The 20,191-nt window shown below is 69.7% G+C and carries 20 protein-coding genes; 9 read left to right on the forward strand and 11 right to left on the reverse strand.

What is annotated here, in order from left to right; all coding sequences use genetic code 11:
• The first annotated feature begins 172 nt into the window (after window positions 1-172).
• Window positions 173-1,057 (forward strand): dimethylargininase, encoded by an 885-nt coding sequence (ddaH, locus tag ACWEO7_RS16420; RefSeq protein WP_452424136.1) that lies wholly within the window; start codon window positions 173-175, stop codon window positions 1,055-1,057.
• Window positions 1,058-1,069: 12 nt separating this feature from the next.
• On the opposite strand, the gene cobG is transcribed toward ddaH, so the two are convergent.
• Both cobG and ACWEO7_RS16430 read right to left on the reverse strand, forming a co-directional pair.
• Window positions 1,070-2,275 carry a precorrin-3B synthase gene (gene cobG / locus ACWEO7_RS16425; protein WP_452424137.1) on the reverse strand — a complete coding sequence of 402 codons (1,206 nt, stop codon included), beginning with the start codon at window positions 2,273-2,275 and terminating at the stop codon, window positions 1,070-1,072.
• 44 nt (window positions 2,276-2,319) lie between these two features.
• The gene (locus tag ACWEO7_RS16430; protein ID WP_452424139.1) at window positions 2,320-3,339 is read right to left on the reverse strand and encodes an alpha/beta hydrolase; all 1,020 of its coding nucleotides are present in this window, start codon (window positions 3,337-3,339) and stop codon (window positions 2,320-2,322) included.
• A gap of 360 nt (window positions 3,340-3,699) precedes the next feature.
• Here ACWEO7_RS16430 and ACWEO7_RS16435 point away from each other — a divergent pair, with 360 nt between their 5' ends.
• The 3 genes from ACWEO7_RS16435 to ACWEO7_RS16445 all read left to right on the forward strand — a co-directional run bounded on the left by ACWEO7_RS16435 (window position 3,700) and on the right by ACWEO7_RS16445 (window position 6,183).
• Window positions 3,700-4,773, forward strand: a complete 1,074-nt coding sequence (locus ACWEO7_RS16435) for a hypothetical protein (RefSeq protein ID WP_452424141.1) — start codon at window positions 3,700-3,702, stop codon at window positions 4,771-4,773.
• A gap of 158 nt (window positions 4,774-4,931) precedes the next feature.
• On the forward strand, window positions 4,932-5,714 hold the full coding sequence (locus ACWEO7_RS16440) for an SAM-dependent methyltransferase (RefSeq protein WP_452424142.1): 783 nt from the start codon (window positions 4,932-4,934) through the stop codon (window positions 5,712-5,714).
• A gap of 28 nt (window positions 5,715-5,742) precedes the next feature.
• Window positions 5,743-6,183 (forward strand): nuclear transport factor 2 family protein, encoded by a 441-nt coding sequence (locus ACWEO7_RS16445; RefSeq protein ID WP_452424144.1) that lies wholly within the window; start codon window positions 5,743-5,745, stop codon window positions 6,181-6,183.
• A gap of 65 nt (window positions 6,184-6,248) precedes the next feature.
• On the opposite strand, the gene ACWEO7_RS16450 is transcribed toward ACWEO7_RS16445, so the two are convergent.
• Window positions 6,249-7,763, reverse strand: a complete 1,515-nt coding sequence (locus ACWEO7_RS16450) for an MFS transporter (RefSeq protein ID WP_452424256.1) — start codon at window positions 7,761-7,763, stop codon at window positions 6,249-6,251.
• A 148-nt stretch (window positions 7,764-7,911) separates the two neighbouring features.
• Between ACWEO7_RS16450 and ACWEO7_RS16455 the strand changes: the two genes are divergently transcribed.
• The 3 genes from ACWEO7_RS16455 to ACWEO7_RS16465 all read left to right on the forward strand — a co-directional run bounded on the left by ACWEO7_RS16455 (window position 7,912) and on the right by ACWEO7_RS16465 (window position 12,971).
• Complete coding sequence (locus tag ACWEO7_RS16455; protein WP_452424146.1) at window positions 7,912-8,535, forward strand: TetR/AcrR family transcriptional regulator; 624 nt, start codon at window positions 7,912-7,914, stop codon at window positions 8,533-8,535.
• 175 nt (window positions 8,536-8,710) lie between these two features.
• Window positions 8,711-12,286 (forward strand): cobaltochelatase subunit CobN, encoded by a 3,576-nt coding sequence (gene cobN, locus ACWEO7_RS16460; protein ID WP_452424147.1) that lies wholly within the window; start codon window positions 8,711-8,713, stop codon window positions 12,284-12,286.
• Window positions 12,287-12,452: 166 nt separating this feature from the next.
• On the forward strand, window positions 12,453-12,971 hold the full coding sequence (locus ACWEO7_RS16465) for a hypothetical protein (RefSeq protein WP_452424149.1): 519 nt from the start codon (window positions 12,453-12,455) through the stop codon (window positions 12,969-12,971).
• A gap of 66 nt (window positions 12,972-13,037) precedes the next feature.
• Here ACWEO7_RS16465 and ACWEO7_RS16470 read toward each other — a convergent pair whose 3' ends face one another.
• The 6 genes from ACWEO7_RS16470 to ACWEO7_RS16495 all read right to left on the reverse strand — a co-directional run bounded on the left by ACWEO7_RS16470 (window position 13,038) and on the right by ACWEO7_RS16495 (window position 16,760).
• Window positions 13,038-14,390 carry a cytochrome P450 gene (locus tag ACWEO7_RS16470; RefSeq protein ID WP_452424151.1) on the reverse strand — a complete coding sequence of 451 codons (1,353 nt, stop codon included), beginning with the start codon at window positions 14,388-14,390 and terminating at the stop codon, window positions 13,038-13,040.
• Between the two features lie 117 nt (window positions 14,391-14,507).
• Window positions 14,508-14,876: an STAS domain-containing protein gene (locus tag ACWEO7_RS16475; protein ID WP_452424153.1), complete on the reverse strand. Its 369-nt coding sequence runs from the start codon at window positions 14,874-14,876 to the stop codon at window positions 14,508-14,510.
• A gap of 452 nt (window positions 14,877-15,328) precedes the next feature.
• Window positions 15,329-15,586 (reverse strand): DUF4235 domain-containing protein, encoded by a 258-nt coding sequence (locus tag ACWEO7_RS16480; protein WP_452424155.1) that lies wholly within the window; start codon window positions 15,584-15,586, stop codon window positions 15,329-15,331.
• A complete protein-coding gene (locus ACWEO7_RS16485) occupies window positions 15,583-15,981 on the reverse strand; it encodes a DUF3618 domain-containing protein (RefSeq protein ID WP_452424157.1) in 399 nt (132 codons plus the stop codon). Before ACWEO7_RS16485 ends, ACWEO7_RS16480 begins: the two co-directional genes overlap by 4 nt.
• Window positions 15,978-16,394, reverse strand: coding sequence for a phage holin family protein (locus tag ACWEO7_RS16490; protein WP_450020543.1), 417 nt, complete (start codon window positions 16,392-16,394; stop codon window positions 15,978-15,980). The genes ACWEO7_RS16485 and ACWEO7_RS16490 overlap by 4 nt, the downstream gene beginning before the upstream one ends.
• A gap of 180 nt (window positions 16,395-16,574) precedes the next feature.
• Complete coding sequence (locus ACWEO7_RS16495; protein WP_452424159.1) at window positions 16,575-16,760, reverse strand: hypothetical protein; 186 nt, start codon at window positions 16,758-16,760, stop codon at window positions 16,575-16,577.
• 338 nt (window positions 16,761-17,098) lie between these two features.
• On the opposite strand from ACWEO7_RS16495, the gene ACWEO7_RS16500 reads away from it, so the two are divergent.
• The gene (locus ACWEO7_RS16500; protein ID WP_452424160.1) at window positions 17,099-17,389 is read left to right on the forward strand and encodes an RskA family anti-sigma factor; all 291 of its coding nucleotides are present in this window, start codon (window positions 17,099-17,101) and stop codon (window positions 17,387-17,389) included.
• Between the two features lie 12 nt (window positions 17,390-17,401).
• Here the strand turns inward: ACWEO7_RS16500 and ACWEO7_RS16505 are convergent, their stop codons facing one another.
• Window positions 17,402-18,553, reverse strand: coding sequence for a carboxylate-amine ligase (locus ACWEO7_RS16505; RefSeq protein WP_452424162.1), 1,152 nt, complete (start codon window positions 18,551-18,553; stop codon window positions 17,402-17,404).
• Window positions 18,554-18,800: 247 nt separating this feature from the next.
• Between ACWEO7_RS16505 and ACWEO7_RS16510 the strand changes: the two genes are divergently transcribed.
• Window positions 18,801-19,751 carry an FAD-dependent oxidoreductase gene (locus ACWEO7_RS16510; RefSeq protein WP_452424164.1) on the forward strand — a complete coding sequence of 317 codons (951 nt, stop codon included), beginning with the start codon at window positions 18,801-18,803 and terminating at the stop codon, window positions 19,749-19,751.
• Window positions 19,752-19,776: 25 nt separating this feature from the next.
• Here the strand turns inward: ACWEO7_RS16510 and ACWEO7_RS16515 are convergent, their stop codons facing one another.
• Window positions 19,777-20,154 (reverse strand): hypothetical protein, encoded by a 378-nt coding sequence (locus ACWEO7_RS16515; RefSeq protein ID WP_355077627.1) that lies wholly within the window; start codon window positions 20,152-20,154, stop codon window positions 19,777-19,779.
• Between the last annotated feature and the right edge of the window lie 37 nt (window positions 20,155-20,191).

A 20,191-nucleotide genomic window follows, 5' to 3' on the forward strand; every position in this document is an offset into this window, starting at 1 on the left:
ATTCGCCGACCCGGCACCACTGAAACCACCACGAACGAACCCACCGGCAACGCACCGTCAGCGATAGCCGACGAGAGTTCCCGGACGCTCACTTACACAACAATTCGCTGATTTTTGCCTTCCATACGCAATGAATCGTCATCTCTAGCGCAATGCTAGGCGACTTACCGTCATGACAGCTGAAAGTTCACGCTCACTGCCGGGAGTTCCGTTGACGTCTGTAGCCACCCTCCCCCTCGAGTCCACCGCCCGCCGTTCGTCGCCGCGCCGGTTCGTGATGTGCCGTCCCGACCACTTCGACGTCACCTACTCCATCAATCCCTGGATGAATCCCGCCGAGCCCGTCGACCGCTCGCTGGCCATCGCGCAATGGGAAAGGTTGCGTGCCACGTACGCCGAACACGGGCACACCGTGGAGGTGGTGCCCGGTGTCGCGGGCCTGCCCGACATGGTGTTCGCCGCCAACGGCGGGTTGATCGTCGGCGACCGCGCCATGTCGGCTCGCTTCACGCACCCCGAGCGTGCCCCGGAAGGCCCGGCCTACCACGCCTGGTTCGCTCGCTCCGGCGTGGCGAACCTGGTGGCCGCCGCGGAATGCAACGAAGGCGAAGGCGACTTCCTCCTGGTCGGCGACCGGCTCCTCGCGGGAACGGGATTCCGCAGCTCACCTGCCGCGCACGAGGAGGTGTCGCGCCACTTCGGTCTGCCCGTGGTGTCGCTGGAACTGGTCGATCCGCGCTTCTACCACTTGGACACGGTGCTGCTTCCGCTGGACGCCGCGACCATCGCCTACTACCCGCCCGCCTTCAGCCCGGCGGCGTGCGCGGTGCTGGCGGAGCTCTACCCCGACGCGATCGTGGCCACCGACGCAGACGCGGCGGTGCTCGGGTTGAACGGGGTCTGCGACGGCGCGAACGTCTTCCTCAGCAGCGCGGCCACCGACCTGAGTGAAGCCCTGCGTGCCCGTGGCTACCATCCGGTGGGGATCGAGATGTCCGAGCTGCTCAAAGCCGGTGGCTCCGTCAAATGCTGCACCCTCGAGATCCATGGCGGGTGACCTGCCGGGATCTCAGGGAACCCGGGGCGGCCGGTCGACGCGATAACCCTCGCTCGTGGCGACGATGTCGGTGACGACTCCCTGGGGACGGCCGCAGCGGCGATCGCAGCCGGACCAGTGCTGGCGGCCGGCCACCGCGACCTCCGCGGCGGACATCGTCCGCGGGAGGTCGAGCGGATCGGCGGGCCCCGGCAGCACCCGGCCCGCGCCGACGGCGTCCGCCGCGTCGGCTCGGACGTCGGTGTGCGACTTCGCGCAGCCCGGCTGCCCGGCGCAGGCGCTGACCAGCAGCCAGGGTGAGTCGGCGTCGAAGATCAAGCCCATCGGCGCGAGCACGCGCACCACCTGCTCGGCGGTCCACTCCGCAAGGTCGGTGACCACCAGGCTGCGCCACGGCGTGAGGAAGACCGGTCGTTCGACCGCGGCGAGGAATTCGGCGGTGCGGGCGGGCAGGGAGCCGAGGCGCACACCCATGCCGAGGGCGACCGATCCGTCGTCCTGCTCCAGCCAGCCGATCGGACTACTCGGTGCGACGGGGAATTCGAGTTTCGCGGCGCTCGGTGCCGAGCCGAGGCGATCGATGACGCGTTCGGCGCCGTGTGCGATCTCGTGCAGCCGCCACCGGCCTGGGTCCGCGCCGCGCAGATCCAGGAATTCGTGCGCGGCGGCGAGCATGACGTCCACAGTGTCGGCGGCGTACAGCCGCAGGCCGCTGTCACCGCCCGCCAGCAGCAGCGCGAACTCGTCTGCCCCGACCGCGTGCACGCCGATGTCGGGGCCGAGGCCGCTGACGTCGCCGCGTCCGTCGTCGAGGGTGAACAGCACCCGGCCGGGCAGGTCGGCCAGCCGCGGCGCCGCGAGCAGACCGGTGTCCAGCGCGCGAACCAGCGGGTGCACGTCCGCCAGGCCGCCGATCCGGCCGGACAGCGGCGAGGCGATGATGTTGCGCACCCGTTCGTGCGTGGTGCTCGGCAGGAGACCCGCGGCCACGAGCCGGTCGGTCAACGCTCCGGCATCGCTCACCCGGCGCAATTGGACGTTGCCGCGCGAGGTGAGCTCGATGTTGCCGTCCGCCAGGTCGTGCGCGGTCTCCGCCAGTGCCTGTAGCTGTGCGGGCTCCAGGCGACCGCCGGGCACGCGAATCCGGGCCAACGGCCCGTCGGCCGCTTCGTGCAGCCGCAGGACGCCCGGGCAGGAATCAGGAGCACGTCGTGTCATAGCGACTCCAGCCTACGGACGCGGCTGCCGGGCGGAACGGCCGGTCAGTGCCCGATCGAACGCACCCAGTCGACAACGGCGTCCCGGTATTCGGCGGTGTTGCGCGCCAGATTGACCGAATGCCCGCTGCCGGGCAGCACGAACGTGCGCAGTCGCGCCGCCGGGCCGAAGAACGGCGCTTCGGTGGCGCGCAATGTCTCGGCATCCGCGCAGACGGCATACGCAGGGCCGCACGAGAGCCGGTCCCGACTGCCGTTGACGACGAGAACCGGGACATCGATGAAGTTGCTCATCGGCGGAAGGGTGGAGGTCAGGCCGTCGGGATACTCGGTCGGCGAGAAGACCTCCTTGGTAGCTTCGTCCACCGCGAGAACTCCGGGGTCGGCCGTCTCGGGAGCGAAGAAATTGGCCGCGCGGGTGCCGGGTCGCGTCGCCAGATAGCCCGCGTCGTAACCGCGCCCGGCGAATTGCGGATCCTCGGCGGCCTGGTGGTAGGTGGAGATGACGCCGAGAACCTCGGACACGTTGAGCGCGTGGGAGTAACCGGTGAGCAGGACACCGTCGACGTCCTGGTAGGTGGTCGCCTCCAGGACGTCGATGCCCGAGCTGAGGGAATGACCTCCGGTGATGACCTTGCCGAACGGGGGCGCGCCCGCCAGTCCGGCGCGCAGGGACCGCACGATGTCGTGCAGGGCACGGGCGGAGACCGTCGCCGTCACCTGTGTGCTCGGTGGGCGGGTGCTCGCACCGTTGCCGAGCCGGTCGACCGCCAGCGTCGCGATGCCCGCGGCGTTCATCGCCCGCCGGAAGCTGTAGGTCTCCGGAGCGTAGGGGAAATCCCAGTACGTGGCGTTGTAGTTGGAACCCGCGATCAGCACCATGACGGTGTCGGTGGCGCGCGCCGTAGGGGTGCACAAGGATCCGGCCATCTCGCCGAGCGGAACGGGGATGGAGACAGCTGTGCAACGACCCGGCGCGGTGTCCTCGGCGTGGACAGTGCTCGGTGTCAGGCATAGAAGTATGGCCGCCGCGGACACGGCGATCGACCGTAGCGAGGTTCGCACGCGACGCAGGCTATGCGTGAACTTCGCCGCGCGCAATACCCGCGGACGCCGGATCCGGTCACGGGTGGCGTCCGTAAAACGTTTTCCAGCAGGTGATTTCGGTGTGCGACCCACTTGTTGCCGCGGACGCCCACGGGCTCCGGATATTCGTGAACGCCGTCGATCGCGAGTGCTGTCCATGGCCGTAAGCCGCCAGTCCCGGCGGATCGTGCCGCTGGTTGCCCGGCGAACGGCGATACCGCGCACAATGTTCCGTGGCTATCGCATAGTTGATGCCGCACGCGTGTACTCGGCCGCGCCCGATAACGCTTCGGGAGAGCGGATGTCCGGGACGACGTGATGGACAAGGAGCGCGGGAACGTGGGTGCGAAGGGACAAGGGGCGGGTACGCGGACGGTGCACTTCGTCGGAAGTTTTCCGGCCGAAAGCACGGACGTCGCGATGCGGGCCATGCTGGACAGTGCGGGGACGCGATTGCGTACCCTGCCGACGGGGGAGACCCGGCGCTACGAGTTCTACATCCAGCCGATCATCGAAGACCTGGTCGACCAAGGGGTCCTGGCGGTGAAGAAGCAGGGGACGTGGGGCTCGAGCAGGCAGCGGGCGATCCACCGCGTCGCGCGGGGCGCCGAATTGCCCAGCGAAGCCATGGATCTCGGCTATCTCGGCGAGGCCGAGGAGGCGCTGCCGATCTTTCGCGCGCTGCGCGCCGAGCACGACCTGCCCGGTCTCGCACTCCAGATCGGCATGCCGACCGATTTCACGCTGACGTTCATCGCGATGGGGGCCGCCGGTGTGCGGCGGCACCGCCGCGCCTTCCTCGACGCCACCGTGCGGGACATCACGGCCATTCGCGAGCTCGCAGGCGACGACGTCGTCGTGCAGCTGGAAGCCACCGCGGAACTGGTACTCATGGCCAAGTCACAGCCGTTGCACCGGCTGACCGATCGGGCGCTTGGACTGGGGGAGGGGATCGCGGCCCTGGCCGCGGCCGCCCCCGAAGGCACCCGTTTCGGGGTGCACCTGTGCCTCGGCAGCTTGCGCAACAAGGCACGAGGCCGGTTGCGCGATGCCCGGCCGCTGGTCGATCTGGCCAATTCCGTCGTCGGCCATTGGCCGCGGGGGCGCGTCCTGGAATACGTGCACGGTCCGCTCGCGGCGGGCGACGTACCTCCATCGGAGAAGGCGGAATTCTATGCGCCTTTGGCGAAATTGGCCCTCGACGCCGGTACGAATTTCTACGCGGGGTTCGTGCACGACGCTCCTACCGAGGCACAGCAGACGGAGACATTGCGGATCATCGAGAACGCGCTGGGCCGTCCGATCGACGGCCTCGCTTGCGCCTGTGGTCTGGGTCGCCGTCCCCGCCCGGTGGCGGATGAGCTGATGGCGCGAGCGGAGTCGCTAGCGGCGGGCGGGACGAGCGGCGGGTGAGTCCGTGCGCGCGTGCGTGCTCGACAGCGCGTGAAACAACGTTCCCCCCAATGTCATTCGATACGCGGGTGCATCTCCGGGGTCGAGAACCGAGGCGACGGCCCGCGACTGCTTTGTTAGGATCATGATCGGGGCGATCGGGAGGTACGGTGTCCGGCATGGAGCGAGCACCGCGGGGCGTCGATCCGAACCTGCCGAATTCCGCGCGGGTATACGACTATCTCCTGGGCGGCAAAGACAATTACGAGGTGGACCGGGCGGTCGCGCACCGCATGCTGTCCATCGCCCCGGATACCCGAACCTTGGCCTGGTTCAGTCGCCAGTTCCTGGTGCGTGCGGTCCAGTCGGCCGCCGAGGCGGGGATCCGGCAGTACATCGATCTGGGCGCGGGTATCCCGACGTCACCGAACGTGCACGAGGTCGCCCACAAGACCGACCCGTCGGCGCGGGTGGTGTACGTCGATTTCGACCCGGTCGTCCACGCGCACTGCAATGCCCTGCTGGCGCACGCGGAGGGGGTGGCGGCGATGCTGGGTGACGTTCGCCGTCCGGACGACATCATCGACCGGCTGCGCAGCGGTGGTTCGATCGACTTCGACGAGCCGGTCGCGATCACGCTCGTCGGCGTCCTGCATTTCGTGATGGACGACGAAGGCCCGGCCGAGATCGTCGCTCGGCTGCGGGAAATCATGGCCCCGGGAAGCTATCTGGCGTTCACGCACGGCTCCGACGACAGCAATTCGGACTTCATCGACCAGTCGTCGTCGGATACCGCCAAATCCTCGGCCCAGGTGGTCTATCGGTCTGCGGCCGTGGTCGAGTCGTTCTTCGAGGGGTTCGAGATACTCGAGCCCGGTGTGGTTCCCCTGCAGCAGTGGCTCGGCGACGACCTGCCGGAAACCGGGCTGGTGCTGCTGGGCGGGGTGGTCCGCAAGGCATAGGACGCGCCCGACCGACTAGGGTCGGCGTATGTCCGAAATTTCCGCTCTCGCCGACCGGCTCGCCATCGTCGATGTGATCACCAAGATGTTCGTGTACACCGACCAGAAGCGCTGGGAAGACTTGTCGGCGGAGGTGTTCACGCCGACAGTTGATTTCGACGGCGGTTTCGGCGGGCCGGTCGGGGAGCGTGCCACCGCCGATATCATCGCGGATTGGCGCACCGGGCTCGCCGACCTCGACGGGGTACACCACCAGTCGGGCAACCATCTCATCGATCTGGACGGCGACGCGACGCGCGTGCACGCGGACGCCATCGCGGTGCACGTCAAGAATGCCGCGACCGAGGGCAAGACCCGTACCTTCGTCGGCAGCTACTCCCTCGGCGTCGAGCGCACATCGCGGGGGTGGCGGGTCAACCGGTTCCACTACCACCTCAAGGTGATCGACGGGAACGCCGACCTGGTCTAGGTCCGGCGCGAATCCCGCACGGCTGTCGTGTGATCGGTCGTGCAGGTGTCACCGGCGCGCGGTGGTCACGGTGTTGTCGTCGGTTGCGTCTCCGGTCGAGTCGGCGCCGGTCTCACCGTCGCGCGTGAGCGCCCCGGCGCCCACACCCCGATCAGGGCCGCGGCGACGAAGGTGACAATGCCCAGCGCCAGCGCGGACTGCTTGGCGCCGTGCACGAAGGCCGATTCGGCGAAGTCGGCCAGGGGCGCGGCTTGCGGGCCGATCCGCTCGGTGACCTGCAACGCCGCGGCCAGCGAGTCGCCGACCGGTTCGCGAATCTGTTCGGGCAACCGCGGCAGGGCGGGTGCGATCCGGTGGCTGTACCCGGCGGCCAGGATGCTGCCGGCGATGGCGATGCCGACCGCCGCGCCCACTTCGCGCGCCGCGTCGTTCACCGCGGCGGCGACGCTGTGTTTCTCCACCGGCGTGCCCGCGATGATCGCGGCCGTCGCGGGCGCGGTGCACAAGCCGGTGCCGGTGCTCATGATCAGCAACGGCCAGAGCAGGTCGACGTAAGTGGTGTCGACCTCGACGCGGGAGAGCGCGACGAGCGCTATCCCGATGATCACCAGCCCGCCCGCGATCGGAAGCCGCAACCCGACCCGTTCGGCGAGGCGGGGTGCCACCGCCGAGACCGCCATCATCGGCACCATCATCGGCGCCATCGCCAGCGCCGACACGATCGGCCGGTACCCGAGGATCAACTGCAGGAACTGGACCATCAGCAGGAAGGTCCCGAAGCATACGCAGAACTGCAAGGTCACCGACGCGGCGCCGGAGCCGAACCCTCGATCGGCGAACAGACGTAGATCCAGCAGTGGGTGTGCCACCCGTTTCTCGATCAGGCCGAACGCCACGGCCGCCGGCACCGCGACGACGGCGGCGCCGATCACCACCGGGTCCACCCATCCGCGCTCGGGCACCGTGATCGCCGCCACCACAAGTGATCCGACGGCCGCGGCCGAGGTGACCGCCCCCCACACGTCCAGCCCGGGACGATCCCGGTCGACCGACTCCGGCAGCGTGGAACCGGCGATCATCAGCACCAGTCCCGCTATGGCCATGGCGAGAAAGATGGACACCCACGACCACTGCTCCAGCAACAGGCCCGAGCCGAGGATGCCGAGCACCGCGCCCGCACCGGCGACACCCGCCCACAGCCCGACGGCATTGCCCCGGCGTGACTGCGGAAATCCGGCGGTGATCAGGGACAGCGTCGAGGGCATGACGAGAGCGGCGCCCACCCCGGCCGCCGTCCGGCCCGCGATCAACCAGCCGGGCGTGTGCAGCAGCGCCGGGGCCGCCGAGGCCGCCGCGAAGACGAGCAGACCGATGATCAGCACGGCGCGCCGCCCGAAGCGGTCGCCGAGCGCGCCCGCGGGGAGAACCAGGCAGGCCAGCGCCAGGGTGTACCCGTCGACGACCCAGGTGAGCTGCTGCTGACTGGCGCCCGTCGCGGCGGCGATCTCCGGCAACGCGGTATACAGCGCCGCCATCGACGCGATCACCAACGCCACGGTGAGACAGGAGATCGTCAATATCCATCGCTGAGCGGCTGACAAACGTGTCGTGGTGGACTCCACGGCGCCTCCCCGGGCTGAACAAAACTGTCAGTATCGCTACGCTACTATCAGTATCATAAGTGGGTCGGGTGGCGATAGGCGCGGCGGAGAGAGGAATGTTCGACCCATGACCGGTGCCGCCGACCCTCGTGACGACGACGTCGACCCGCGCAAGGCGCGCTCCCGCGCCAGACTGCTCGACGCCGCCACCGCGCTGTTGCGAACCGGTGGGCTGGAAGCGGTTACCGTCGAAGCCGTCACCACCATGTCGAAGGTCGCGCGCACCACGCTGTACCGGCACTTCGACAACGCCATGCAGTTGCGCGCCGCCACGCTCGAGCGCCTGCTCCCGCCGGTGATCGAGGCGCCGCCCGCCGGTCCGCTGCGGCAACGGCTGATCGAATTGCTCAGCAGGCAGGCGGCGGTCGTCAACGAGGCCCCGTTGCAGATATCCACGCTGGCATGGCTGGCCACCGGCGAGCGCGGCGAATCCGGGGCGGGTCCGGACTTCAGCTCGCTGCGCAGGCGGCTCATCGAGCAGTACCGCAAGCCGTTCGACCAGCTCTTCGGCGATCCGGATGTGCGCGCCCAACTCGGTGATCCGGACGTGACGTTCGCGCTGACCCAGCTCGTCGGCCCGATCGTCTTCGCCAGGCTGGTCGGGCTCGAACCGATCGGCACCGCCGACTGCGCACGACTCGTGGACGACTTCTTGGCGGCCAGGGCGAGCGACCGCGACCGTCGCGGCTGATCGAGCGGGGCGCGTGGACGAGGACGATCCGGACGGCAGGTAGCATCGGCGTGCTCGGCGGACGACGAGGAAACCGGTGAAAGTCCGGTGCGGTCGCGCCACTGTGGAAAGCCAGACCCTCCCCGGCGAGCAGCGAACCCCCGATGGGCGCGTCACCCGAGGAAGGCTGCCACCCGTGATTGTGCTGTTGTCCACGTCCGACACCGATCTGCTCAGTGCCCGCGCCAGCGGAGCCGACTATCGGTGGGGAAATCCGGCTCGCCTGCTGGTCGACGACCTGCCCGGCCTGCTCGACGGCGCCGATCTGGTGGTCGTGCGCGTTCTCGGCGGCAAGCGGGCCTGGGAAGACGGGCTGGAGGCGCTGTGCGCCAGCGGGATTCCACTCGTCGCCCTCGGCGGCGAGATCGCCCCGGACGCCGAATTGATGGAATGCTCCACCGTCCCGGGCGGCGTCGCGGCCGACGCGCACAACTACCTGGCCGCCGGTGGCCCGGAGAATCTGCGCCAGTTGCACAATTTCCTGTCCGACACCGTGCTGCTGACCGGCCATGGCTTCGAGCCGCCGATCCAGTTGCCCAGTTGGGGCGAATTGGACCGGGTCGCCGCCGAGCATCCCGATGGGCCGACCGTGGCGGTGATCTACTACCGCGCCCAGCATCTGGCGGGCAACACCGCCTACGTCGACGCCCTGTGTACCGCGATCGAACAGGCGGGCGCGCGGGCGCTGCCGCTGTACTGCGCGTCGCTGCGCACCGCCGAACCCGCGTTGCTCGAAACGTTGCGCCGCGCCGACGCGCTGGTGGTGACGGTCCTGGCCGCGGGCGGCACCAAGCCGGCCACCGCATCCGCGGGTGGCGAGGACGAGGCATGGGATGTCGGCGCGCTCGCCGACCTGGATGTGCCCATCCTGCAAGGGCTGTGCCTGACCACGGGCCGGGCCCAGTGGGAGGCCAACGACGACGGGCTGTCACCGCTGGACGTCGCCACCCAGGTGGCGGTGCCGGAATTCGACGGGCGGATCATCACGGTCCCGTTCTCGTTCAAGGAATTCGACGCCGACGGCCTGTCCACCTACGTCCCCGACGCCGAGCGCGCCGCCCGTGTCGCGGGCATCGCGACGCGCTACGCGCGGCTGCGTCACATCCCCGCCGAACGCAAGCGCGTCGCCGTCATGCTGTCGGCCTACCCGACCAAGCACGCCCGCATCGGTAATGCCGTCGGTCTGGACACCCCGGCAAGCGCGATCCGCCTGCTCACCGAAATGCGCGCCGCGGGTTACGATCTGGGCGCACCCGGCGAGATTCCCGGCCTGGACGAACAGGACGGGGACGCGCTCATCCACGCCCTGATCGCCGCCGGAGGTCAGGATCCCGACTGGCTGACCGCCGAACAGCTGGAGGGGAACCCGATCCGCATCGGCGCGGCGACCTACACCGCCTGGTTCGACACCCTGCCCGGCGACCTGCGCGAGGCCGTCGTCGAAGCGTGGGGCCCGCCGCCGGGCGAACTCTACGTCGACCGCTCCGCCGACCCGGCCGGTGAGATCGTCATCGCCGCACTGCGTTTCGGCAATGTCGTGCTCATGGTGCAGCCGCCCCGCGGTTTCGGCGAGAACCCCGTCGCCATCTACCACGACCCGGATCTGCCACCCAGCCACCACTATCTGGCGGCCTACCGGTGGCTCAGCGCGCCCGAGGGTTTCGGCGCCGACGCGATGGTGCACCTGGGCAAGCACGGGAACCTGGAGTGGCTGCCCGGCAAGACGCTGGGTATGTCGGCTTCCTGCGGCACCGACGCCGCTCTCGGTGATCTGCCGCTGATCTATCCGTTCCTGGTGAACGATCCCGGTGAGGGCACCCAGGCCAAACGACGCGCGCACGCTACCCTGGTGGACCATCTGATCCCGCCGATGGCTCGCGCCGAAACCTACGGCGACATCTCGCGACTGGAGCAGCTGCTCGACGAGCACGCCAACATCTCGGCCCTGGACCCGGCCAAGCTGCCCGCGATCCGTCAGCAGATCTGGACGCTGATGCGCGCCGCGAAAATGGACCACGACCTCGGCCTCACCGAGCGTCCGGACGAGGAATCCTTCGACGACATGCTGCTGCACGTCGACGGCTGGCTGTGTGAGATCAAGGACGTGCAGATCCGCGACGGCCTGCACGTTCTCGGCTCCGCTCCGGCCGGGGAGAGCGAACTCGACCTGGTGCTGGCCATGCTCCGTGCGCGTCAGCTGTGGGGTGGCGAGCGCACCGTGCCCGGCCTGCGCGAAGCCCTCGGCCTCGACGAGTCGGGAGGTGAGGCGCGTGAGCGCGTGGATGCCGTGGAGGCTCGCGCCCGAGCGCTGGTCGCGGCGTTGCAGGCGGCGGACTGGTCGCCGGAGGCGGTCGACGGTATCGCCGACGACCCGCAGGTGCGCCTGGTGCTGCGGTTCGCGGCCACGGAGGTGGTGCCGCGCCTGCGGCAGACCGGCGTGGAGATCGACCGCGTCCTGCACGCGCTCGACGGTGGGTTCATCCCGGCAGGCCCAAGTGGGTCGCCGTTGCGCGGCCTGATCAACGTCCTGCCGACCGGACGCAATTTCTACTCGGTCGATCCCAAGGCCGTGCCGTCCCGGCTGGCCTGGGAGACCGGGCAGGCCATGGCGGAATCCCTGCTGGAGCGTTACCACGCCGACCACGGTGAATTCCCGCGGTCGGTGGGTCTGTCGATCTGGGGTACCTCCGCGATGCGCACCTCCGGCGACGACATCGCCGAAGTGCTCGCGCTGCTGGGCGTGCGGCCGGTCTGGGACGAGGCCAGCCGCCGCGTCCGCACGCTCGAGGTGATCTCGCTCGCGGAACTCGGCCGCCCCCGAATCGATGTCACGGTGCGCATCAGCGGCTTCTTCCGCGACGCCTTCCCGCACGTGCTCGCCCTGCTGGACGACGCGATTCGCCTGGTCGCCGCTCTGGATGAGCCGCACGAGGACAACTACGTCCGCGCGCACGCCCAGGCCGATCTCGCCGAGCACGGCGACCAGCGGCGCGCCACCACCCGCATCTTCGGTTCCAAGCCCGGCACCTACGGGGCGGGCCTGTTGCAGCTGATCGATGCGAAGAGCTGGCGCACCGACGACGACCTCGCCGAGGTCTACACCACCTGGGGTGGCTACGCCTATGGGCGCGATCTCGACGGCGCGCCCGCCGCGGAGGACATGCGCGGCGCGTATCGCCGGATAGCCGTGGCGGCCAAGAACACCGACACCCGCGAGCACGACATCGCCGACTCCGACGACTACTTCCAGTTCCACGGCGGCATGGTGGCCACGGTGCGTGCGCTGACCGGCAAGAACCCGGAGGCCTACATCGGCGACAGCACACGTCCGGACGCGGTGCGCACCCGGACGTTGTCGGAGGAGACGGCACGGGTGTTCCGGGCCCGGGTGGTGAACCCCCGTTGGCTCGAAGCCATGCGCAGGCACGGCTATAAGGGCGCGTTCGAAATGGCCGCGACCGTCGACTATTTGTTCGGCTACGACGCCACGACCAACGTGGTGGCCGATTGGATGTACGAAAAGCTGACGGACAGCTACGTTTTCGACGAGGCGAACCGAAAGTTCATGGAGCAGTCCAATCCATGGGCGCTGCATGGGATCGCCGAGCGGTTGCTGGAGGCGGCCGAGCGGAAACTGTGGGAACGTCCCGAACAGGACACGCTCGATCGGCTGCGGCAGGTATATCTGGAGACCGAAGGGGAGCTGGAGTAGCTACGCCCATCCCATTTTCCGGATTCGTCACGAAATACGCTGTCGTGCAGGGCATCTTGGGTATGCCAACTGTCCGAAGCAGTGATGTGGAACGTCTATAATCGCTGATGTTCCATGGCTGTACCCAGGTAACGACAGATCGAATCTGCTGAGGATGGGAAAGCTCATGAAGTTCAGGAAATTGGTAGCGACCACGCTGCTGACCATTGCCACCACCGGCGTCACGGCAGCTACCGCCTACGGGCAGGCCGAAATCTACGATCCCGCGCTCGCCGACGACGCCGTGGCCTCCTCCGTCGTCGTCGCGCCGGACCGGTCGAGCGCGACGCTGACGCTCGCCTCCGGCACGTTCGCGGTCACACCGGAGGTGATCACCGTGCTCGCGCCGAACGGCGACGTAGTGGCGACGGTGCCGACCACTCTGCGATCCGCGATGGGGCAGCAGGTCGCGGTTGCTCCGGAAATCAACGCGGACGCAACGACTTTGACCCTGACGCCGGTCGGCGCCGCCATTCCGGAGCCGGGTGCGCCGCAGTTCGTCGGTGACGCCGGGAGTGCCCTGGGCGGCGTGCTGATCGGCTGCGCCATCGGCGCCGTGGTCGGTCTGATCTTCCTCATCATCGGCGTGTTCCCCGGCTGCGTGCTCGGCGGCCTCATCGGCGGTGTCGCGGGCGCGCTCCGGTAGTCGCGTCTGCGTGAGTGGTGCGATCGGCCGCTCCCGGTCTCCGTCCGGTGGCGCGGCTGATCGTGCCTAGCCCGCTTGGGTCATGCACGGCTCGACGGTGAAGTCGAGTCCGAAATTGTTCAAAGTCACCGGCAGTGGAGCGTCCGGATTCGGGCGCGGGGTGGACCGCAGCCGGAAATCGGCCGAGCTCAGCAGGTGTGCGAGCAGCGTGCTGGTCACGAACAGCACCAGGTTGCGGCCGGGGCAGTCGGCGGGGCCCGCGCTGAACGGCACGAGTTGGGGGTACTGCTCCGCGCGGCCGTCCAGCCAGATCTCCGGGACGAACTGGTCGGCGAAGGGCAGCAGTTCGGCATCCCGGTGGAACGCAGGGACCGCGATCATCAGCGCGGCGCCCGCGGCGATGGTGAAGCGCTCGTCGCCGTCGCGCCACTCGGTATCGGCGGTGATGTCGCGCAGCAGCATGGGTGTGGTCGGCCACAGCCGCACCGACTCGAGGACGCAGGCGCGCAGATAACCGCGCAGGTCGACGCGTTCCGGATCGACGGCGTCGGCGAGTGCGCGGGCCTGGTGCTCGGGGTGAGTGCTCAGCACCGCCAGTGCCCGGCTCAGCGCGATGCCCGCCGCGTCGAAGGCGAACAACCAGTGCGGTATCTGCCCGACCGGATCGGTGGCGCCGCCCGCGGGCACCGTGGCCAACGCTCCGGCGAGACTGTCCGGCGAAGCGGACTCCACGTGGCGGTACAGCCGATTGGTGAACTGGTCGCGCTGCCTGCGATGCGCAGGCGCGAGGAACGACCAGTTGCCCGCCGAGCGCAGCCGGGAGAGCTCGTCGGTGAGCACGGTGTCGTCGCGTCCTCGCTCGCCGAGCACGATCCGCCGCACCAGCCGCCACCAGCGCGTGGTGAACTGCCGCGCGTCCAGGTGGCCGCGGTGCAGGGCGGACAGGATCAACTCGCGCCCCTCCTCCGCGATCGCCTCGGCGAACGGACCGGACAGGCGATGTAACGGCTCGGCGGAGTCCAGCGCGGCCTCGTTCACGGCGCGGCGCTGGTCGCGGATCGGTCCCTCCGAGAGCAGGACGCCGTGCGGCTGGAACTGGCGCAACGCGGCGCGCTTCTCCCGATTCGCCGGACTGAACGGCGTCGGCGCGTCGGCCAGCACCCGTCCCACGTCATGCGGATCGAGAACGACCACGATCCGGCGACCCGGCACCACCAGCTCGACCGGGCCGTCGCCGAACTCGCGCCGCAACTGCCGCACGCGCTCGATCGCCCTGGCATCGGCTCCGGTGCGTTCCAGTAGGCCCAGCACCGGCCTGCGCCGTGCGATGACACCCGAGGCGACCGAGGCGAATCCGAGATCCGCCAACGCCGCCACCGCGGGCACTCCCACCAATCGGTGTTCGCGGGTTTCTGCCATACGGCCTCCTCCCGGTGCGCTCAGGTCGACACGGTGCCGACGACCGGTCACATACCCGGCGACACGGGGTCGAAACCGTGTCGCGGGCTGAGCGGCACCGATGCGGTGCCGGGAAGCTCAGTTCGGCGCCTGGGTCTCGTTCACCGCGAGCGCGTCCTCGACCGAGTTGAACACCGTGAGCAACCGGTCCAGCGCGGTCACCTCGATCGGCCTGCGCGCGGCGTCGCTGGGGACGACGCGCAAGCCACCGGAGCCGGTGGCTTCCGAGGCCGCCAGCAGGACGCTCAGCCCGGCGGAGCCGAGGAACCCGACGTTGGTCATGTCCACCACGACGGCGGCGGGCGCGTCGCGCAGCGCCTCGTCGAGAGCCGACTGCAAGCGCGGCGCGGATGCCATGTCTATCTCGCCGTGCACGGTGACGACCACCGTGTCCTCCGCCGACCGCACCTCGACCTCCAGCGCCCGGGGCGCGCTTTCGGAACTCACAATCCACCTCCCGTGCCGGCGACGCGTCCTCGGCAGTACGCCACGTCGACCTCCGCTCCGGTTCACGTCTCTTGCGCACGGGTTCTCGGCGCAGAGAGCGACCACTCCGCGGCCAACTTACCCCATCCCGTCGCGCGCTAATCACACTGTGCGCCCGATCGTGCTTCCGACCAGGCGGTATCATGCGGCCGGACGAACTCGTTGCGCCGGTCCGACAGCTCCCCGACGGTCGCTCGGGTGAGCCGTGACGCAAGAGCCGACCGAAGGGGGCCGATCCCCATCAGCGGTGCGACGAAGCATGCCGTCGTGCACGGTCGAGGCGGACGATCGACCTCGGTGACGGGTGCGGCTGCACGATAACGCCCGGGTGCAGACGCACACCGAATTGCCGCCGTGACTCGAGAACCTCGAGTCACGGCGGCAGTCATTTCGAGCTGCGGCGATGCGCCGCGTTATTCCGGCCAAGTGCCGGTGAGCGATTCGTAGCCTTTCGCGCCCGCGCGGTCGATCGCGGCCTTGACCAGGCCGAAAACCGCGCCCTGCAATGCCGCGGCGAAAAGCACCTCGCGCCAGGAATGCTCCCGCGCGGTCGACGTCGGGGCCTGCCGCTCACCGGTGATCTGCTTCCACACCTTGGTGAACACGGCGTTCGCCGCGAGGCCGCCGAGCACGCTGATCAGCATGCCGAGTGGTTTGTAGAGCGTCTTCATCGCCGCCTCCGCACGATCTGCCAGACCAGGGCCGCGGCGAGCACCGCCGCGCCGAGGGCCGCGGGAATCGGATGGGCGCGCAGTGCGCCACCGGCCTGCCTGCCGCGTTCGGCCACCGGCTCCGGTGTGGCCGCCGCCACTCGGTGGGCGAGGTCCGCCGCGCCCGTCCTGGCCTGCTGGGCCTTGTCCGCGACGGTGAGCGCCGCCTCGGACGCCGCGTGCTGAGTCGCCTCGACGGCGTCGTGCGCCTTCTCCTTGCTGCGCGCGGGCACATCGAGTTTGTGGCCGAGCTCTTCCACCGTCCGGCCGAGATCCGCCCTGGCCTGGTCGCGGTCGCGCCGCAGGGCCGCGACGTCGTCGGTGGGCCGGTCGGCCCCGGGTCGGCTGTCACTCATCCCCGCCTCCTGTCCTTGATCACCTCGATGTCCTCGCGAACGCCCTCGACCGCTTCCTGCGGGATCGGCGGATTCGCCTCTTCGACGCTCTTCTTCCCGGCCAGACCGAGCCCCGCCGCGACCACCAGCAGCGCGCCCGCGACGATCAGCGCGGACGCCCAGCCCGGCAGCACCTCGGTGAGGCCGAGCACCGCCGCGGCGACCAACGCCGCCCCGCCGTAGAACGCCAGTAGCGCCGCCACGCCCGCCAGGCCCGCTCCGAGGCCGAACCGCTTGCCCTTCTCCCGCATCTCGACGCGAGCGAGCTGGAGTTCGTCGCGGATGAGCCGGGACACCTGAGTGGTGGCGTCCTCGACCAGTTCGCTGACCGACCGCGCGTTCGCGGGCGGGCGAACCTGTGTCGTCTCGGTCATGAGACCTCCTTCGGCATGTCACACCTCCTGCCCGGCGACTACCCGCGCGTCCGGATTCCAATCGGACGCCACGGCCGGTCCGGCGGGGTTAGTGGTGTGCGACGCGCGGAGCGGCCGACGCGAGACCGTAGCTCGCGATGGAACCGAAGTCGTAGCGGTGCAAGCCGATTCGCTACGAGGTCAGCTGAGCTGCTCGTGGTACGCGACCTCGATGAGCCGGTCCGCGACGAAGAGCAAGGCCGCGACGTTGAGAGCAATCTCCTCGCGTCGGCCGAAGAAGCGCGAACGGGCGGCCGGATCCCAGCCGAGCGCCGCGGTGACGTGTTCGAGCGGGACACCACGCTCGTCGCGGAGCTCGGTGCGCATCGGTGTTCTCCTCCGCGTCGGAAAGCGGGCACGGGCGCGGCGGCCTCCGACGCGTCCGCCGACATTCCGGGCCGAAACCATCGAAACGACTTCGGCGGACGAGGGAGGTACCCGTTTTCGGTTCGAATATGGCGAGAATCCAATCCGCGAGACGGTGCGCCGCGAAGTCAAGGCATGCGGGTTGGCACGAGGCAGGTGCGCCGAGACCGCAGTGCGGGTCCATCCACGCATGGTCGTACGCCTGCGGAGTCCGCGGTCCGTTCGCGCGTCGAGGTCGCGGCGAGACCGCGATCGGCGCACCCGGGCCTGCCGGTCGTGCCGGTGGAAGGTGACCGGCGATGACGGGCGCCGAGCCGTGCCGCGCTGATCTGCTCGATCTGGCGTACCCGTACGCGATGGACGCGGTGGCCGAGATCGAGCGCAGGCGCATCGAAAACCGGGTGGCGACGGCGGAATCCGGCACCGCCGCGGCGTTCGCCGGCGCGGTGCGGCGTATCCGGGAGACGTTGGCGGCACTCAGCGCGACCGCCGCGGTGAATCCGCCACCCACCCTCGAGTCGAAGATCCTGCGGGCGATCGACGATTCGAGTCCGAGCGCGGACCGGCGCGGCCGGCCACGCAGCGCATAGTCACCGTCGTGCTCAGCTGAGCGGCGCTCCGGTCGCCGGTGTCGCGCGGGAACTTCCCGGCTGGTCGCAGCCTTCCAGGGTCGCGCGCGCCACCTCCTCGACGACGTCGTCGATCTCCCCGCGCGCCCGCAGCGCCGCGATCTGTCGGTGCGCGCCGTTGCCGCGCGCGAGCAGGCGGCCGAACGCCTCGTCGACGAATCGGCGGTCGCCCGCGTCCTCCAGCGCGGGCGCGGCGTAGTCGATCAGCCGGCACAGCAGGTCGCGCACGGGCGCCACCGTGCCGTCACGAGGGTCGACGCCGTCTCCGGCCAGCCCCGAACGCGCTGCCTTCCAGTACGCCGCCCGCAACATCTCCGCGGGCACCTGCGGCGCGAGCTGCCCCGCCGCCAGCGATCTCTCCGCCATCACGACGACGGCGCGCACCAGCGCGGCCAAGAGCGCGGTCTCCTCGACGGTGGCCGGAATGTCGCTGACCCGGATCTCGACGGTCGGGAACGAGACCGAGGGACGGACGTCCCAATAGACCATCTGCTTGTCCAGGATGCTGCCGCTGTTGAGCATCATCGCGACCATCGTTTCGTAGTGCCGCGCGGATTCGAAGTACGGAGGTGGTCCGGCGCTGGGCCAGCGCCGCCACAGGATGCTGCGCCAGCTGGCGAAGCCGGTCTCGGTGCCGCGGTAGATGGCGGAGTTGGCGGTCATCGCGAGCAGTTGCGGCAGCCACGGCCGCAGGTGGTTGCTGACCTGGATCGCGGTTTCGACGTCGGGTATGCCGATGTGCACGTGACAGCCCGACAGCCCCTGCTCATGGGCTAGCATGCCGAAGTTCTCTTCGATGCGCTGGTAGCGCGGGGTCTCGGTGACCGGGAACTCGTGCGGGACGGTGGGCGGGATGCCGACCGCGAGCAAGCGGGCGTCGTTGCGCTCGGCGCAGGCGGCGATGCCGCGGCGCAGGTCGCGCAACTGCTTGTGCAGTGCGCCGATATCGGTGTGGACCGCGGTGCTGGTCTCCACCTGACAACGGGTGAGTTCGAGTTGCAGGTCGATGCCGAGTTCCTCGGCGGTACGCGCCACCTCGACATTGCGTGCCAGCGGTTCGCCGGTGCGCGGGTCGACGAGCAGGAACTCCTCTTCCACCCCGATGGTCAGCCGCCCATCGTCCATATGGTGGCAATACCCAGGGCCCGGCGCGCTAGTCAACCGAACGCGTGCGGTTCGCCGAGCGGTCGCCGTCCGCACTCCACGCCGCTCGGAACGGCCGGATGTCAGTACCGCGGCCGCAGCCTGTGCGAGCCGCGGTGGCCGTGACGACCGGCGTCACGTCGCTCGACGATGCCGACGGCTCCGCGCCTCCCATGGGCGGTGCTGCGGGAACAGCGCTGGGCGGGTAGGGCTCGATAATCTCGCTCCCATGCGGATCGTCGTCCTCGGCTCGGGCATCTCGGGTCTGTCCACCGCGGCCGAACTGCTTCGAGCCCGGCACGAGGTCATCGTCGTCAGCGCCGAGCCGATCACGGCGACGACGTCCTTCCTGGCCGCGGCGGTCTGGTTTCCGACCGCCGCCGGCCCCGCTGATCGTGTGCTGGCCTGGAGCGAGACGACTTTCGAGCACTTGGCGGCGCTGGCCGCCGCCGGTGCGCCGGGCGTGCGGATGTGCGCGTCCATGGCGCTGTATGGCGACGAGCCGGCCATGCCCGCGTGGTCGCGGTCGGTGCGCTCGTTCCGGCCGGCCGATCGGGGAGACCTGCCGCCCGGCTACGGATTCGGGTTCCGTTTCGAAGTTCCTTTGGTGGAGATGCCGACCTACTTGCCGTTCTTGAGCGCGCAGGTGGACGCGGCAGGCGCGCGTCGCGTGCTGCGTGCGGTGCGGAGCCTCGATGATCTCGCGGACCTGTCGCCGGACGTCGTGGTGAACTGCGCCGGGCTGCGGGCCGCCGAGTTGGTGGGCGACCCGGAGGCGTATCCGATCCGCGGCCAGATCGTGCGGGTCGCGAACCCCGGGCTGTCGGTGTCGGTCCGCGACGAAGCCCATCCGCTCGGTCGCGCCTACGTCCATCCGCGCGCGAACGATTGCGTCCTGGGCGGTTCGCTGGACACCGGCGAGTGGGACACCGCGCCCGACCCCGACCTCACCCGATCGATCCTGCGGCGTTGCCGCGACCTGGTCCCCGGGCTCGACGGCAGCGAGGTGCTGGACGCCGTGGTGGGACTGCGCCCCGGTCGCCGGGAAGTCCGCGTGGAACTCGACACCGCCGTGCTACCCGGCACGCCCGTCGTCCACAACTACGGCCACGGCGGCTCCGGCATCACCATCGGCCACGGCTGCGCGCTGGAGAGCGCCGCGCTCGTAGCGGCGCTGTGAGCGGCGACCGGTGCGTCGGTCGCGCTCAGTTGGCGTAACTGCGCGCCACCACCGAGTTCAGCGTCTCCAGGAATTCGCTGAGCACGCCGGGCTCGACCCGGTCGCGTGCGGTGCGCCGTCCCGGGGAATCCGTGGCGGGTGCGGCGAGGCCCGCGTCGACGCTGTCGCGCAGGACGGCGTGCACCGCTTCGATCGGGATGCCCGCCTGGGCGCATCGGGTCGCCGCGTGCTCGAACCGGCCCAGCGCGAGACTGCCCGCCGCCTCGGCCGCGTCGACCAGGACGAGGGCCAGTTCCAAGCCCATTCTGATCAGCGCGTCGGGACCGCCGCGATGGGCGCCACGAGTGAATCTCGCGGACACTTCGGTGATGTCCCGATCTTCTTCGTGCGGGCCGATGTTCATGGCCCTCCCTCCGCGCGGCGACCCTGCTGCCACCGAC

It is taken from the genome of Nocardia sp. NPDC004260, assembly GCF_053603155.1.

What these genes read in the sequence shown, in the direction of transcription:
- ACWEO7_RS16505 (WP_452424162.1), bottom strand. Translation starts at nt 18,553, where the DNA reads ATGGACGATGGGCGGCTGACCATCGGGGTGGAAGAGGAGTTCCTGCTC.
- ACWEO7_RS16490 (WP_450020543.1), bottom strand. Translation starts at nt 16,394, where the DNA reads ATGACCGAGACGACACAGGTTCGCCCGCCCGCGAACGCGCGGTCGGTC.
- ACWEO7_RS16480 (WP_452424155.1), bottom strand. Translation starts at nt 15,586, where the DNA reads ATGAAGACGCTCTACAAACCACTCGGCATGCTGATCAGCGTGCTCGGC.
- ACWEO7_RS16465 (WP_452424149.1), top strand. Translation starts at nt 12,453, where the DNA reads ATGAAGTTCAGGAAATTGGTAGCGACCACGCTGCTGACCATTGCCACC.
- ACWEO7_RS16440 (WP_452424142.1), top strand. Translation starts at nt 4,932, where the DNA reads ATGGAGCGAGCACCGCGGGGCGTCGATCCGAACCTGCCGAATTCCGCG.
- ACWEO7_RS16515 (WP_355077627.1), bottom strand. Translation starts at nt 20,154, where the DNA reads ATGAACATCGGCCCGCACGAAGAAGATCGGGACATCACCGAAGTGTCC.
- ACWEO7_RS16445 (WP_452424144.1), top strand. Translation starts at nt 5,743, where the DNA reads ATGTCCGAAATTTCCGCTCTCGCCGACCGGCTCGCCATCGTCGATGTG.
- ACWEO7_RS16455 (WP_452424146.1), top strand. Translation starts at nt 7,912, where the DNA reads ATGACCGGTGCCGCCGACCCTCGTGACGACGACGTCGACCCGCGCAAG.
- ACWEO7_RS16510 (WP_452424164.1), top strand. Translation starts at nt 18,801, where the DNA reads ATGCGGATCGTCGTCCTCGGCTCGGGCATCTCGGGTCTGTCCACCGCG.
- ddaH (WP_452424136.1), top strand. Translation starts at nt 173, where the DNA reads ATGACAGCTGAAAGTTCACGCTCACTGCCGGGAGTTCCGTTGACGTCT.
- ACWEO7_RS16485 (WP_452424157.1), bottom strand. Translation starts at nt 15,981, where the DNA reads ATGAGTGACAGCCGACCCGGGGCCGACCGGCCCACCGACGACGTCGCG.
- ACWEO7_RS16500 (WP_452424160.1), top strand. Translation starts at nt 17,099, where the DNA reads ATGACGGGCGCCGAGCCGTGCCGCGCTGATCTGCTCGATCTGGCGTAC.
- cobG (WP_452424137.1), bottom strand. Translation starts at nt 2,275, where the DNA reads ATGACACGACGTGCTCCTGATTCCTGCCCGGGCGTCCTGCGGCTGCAC.
- ACWEO7_RS16495 (WP_452424159.1), bottom strand. Translation starts at nt 16,760, where the DNA reads ATGCGCACCGAGCTCCGCGACGAGCGTGGTGTCCCGCTCGAACACGTC.
- ACWEO7_RS16470 (WP_452424151.1), bottom strand. Translation starts at nt 14,390, where the DNA reads ATGGCAGAAACCCGCGAACACCGATTGGTGGGAGTGCCCGCGGTGGCG.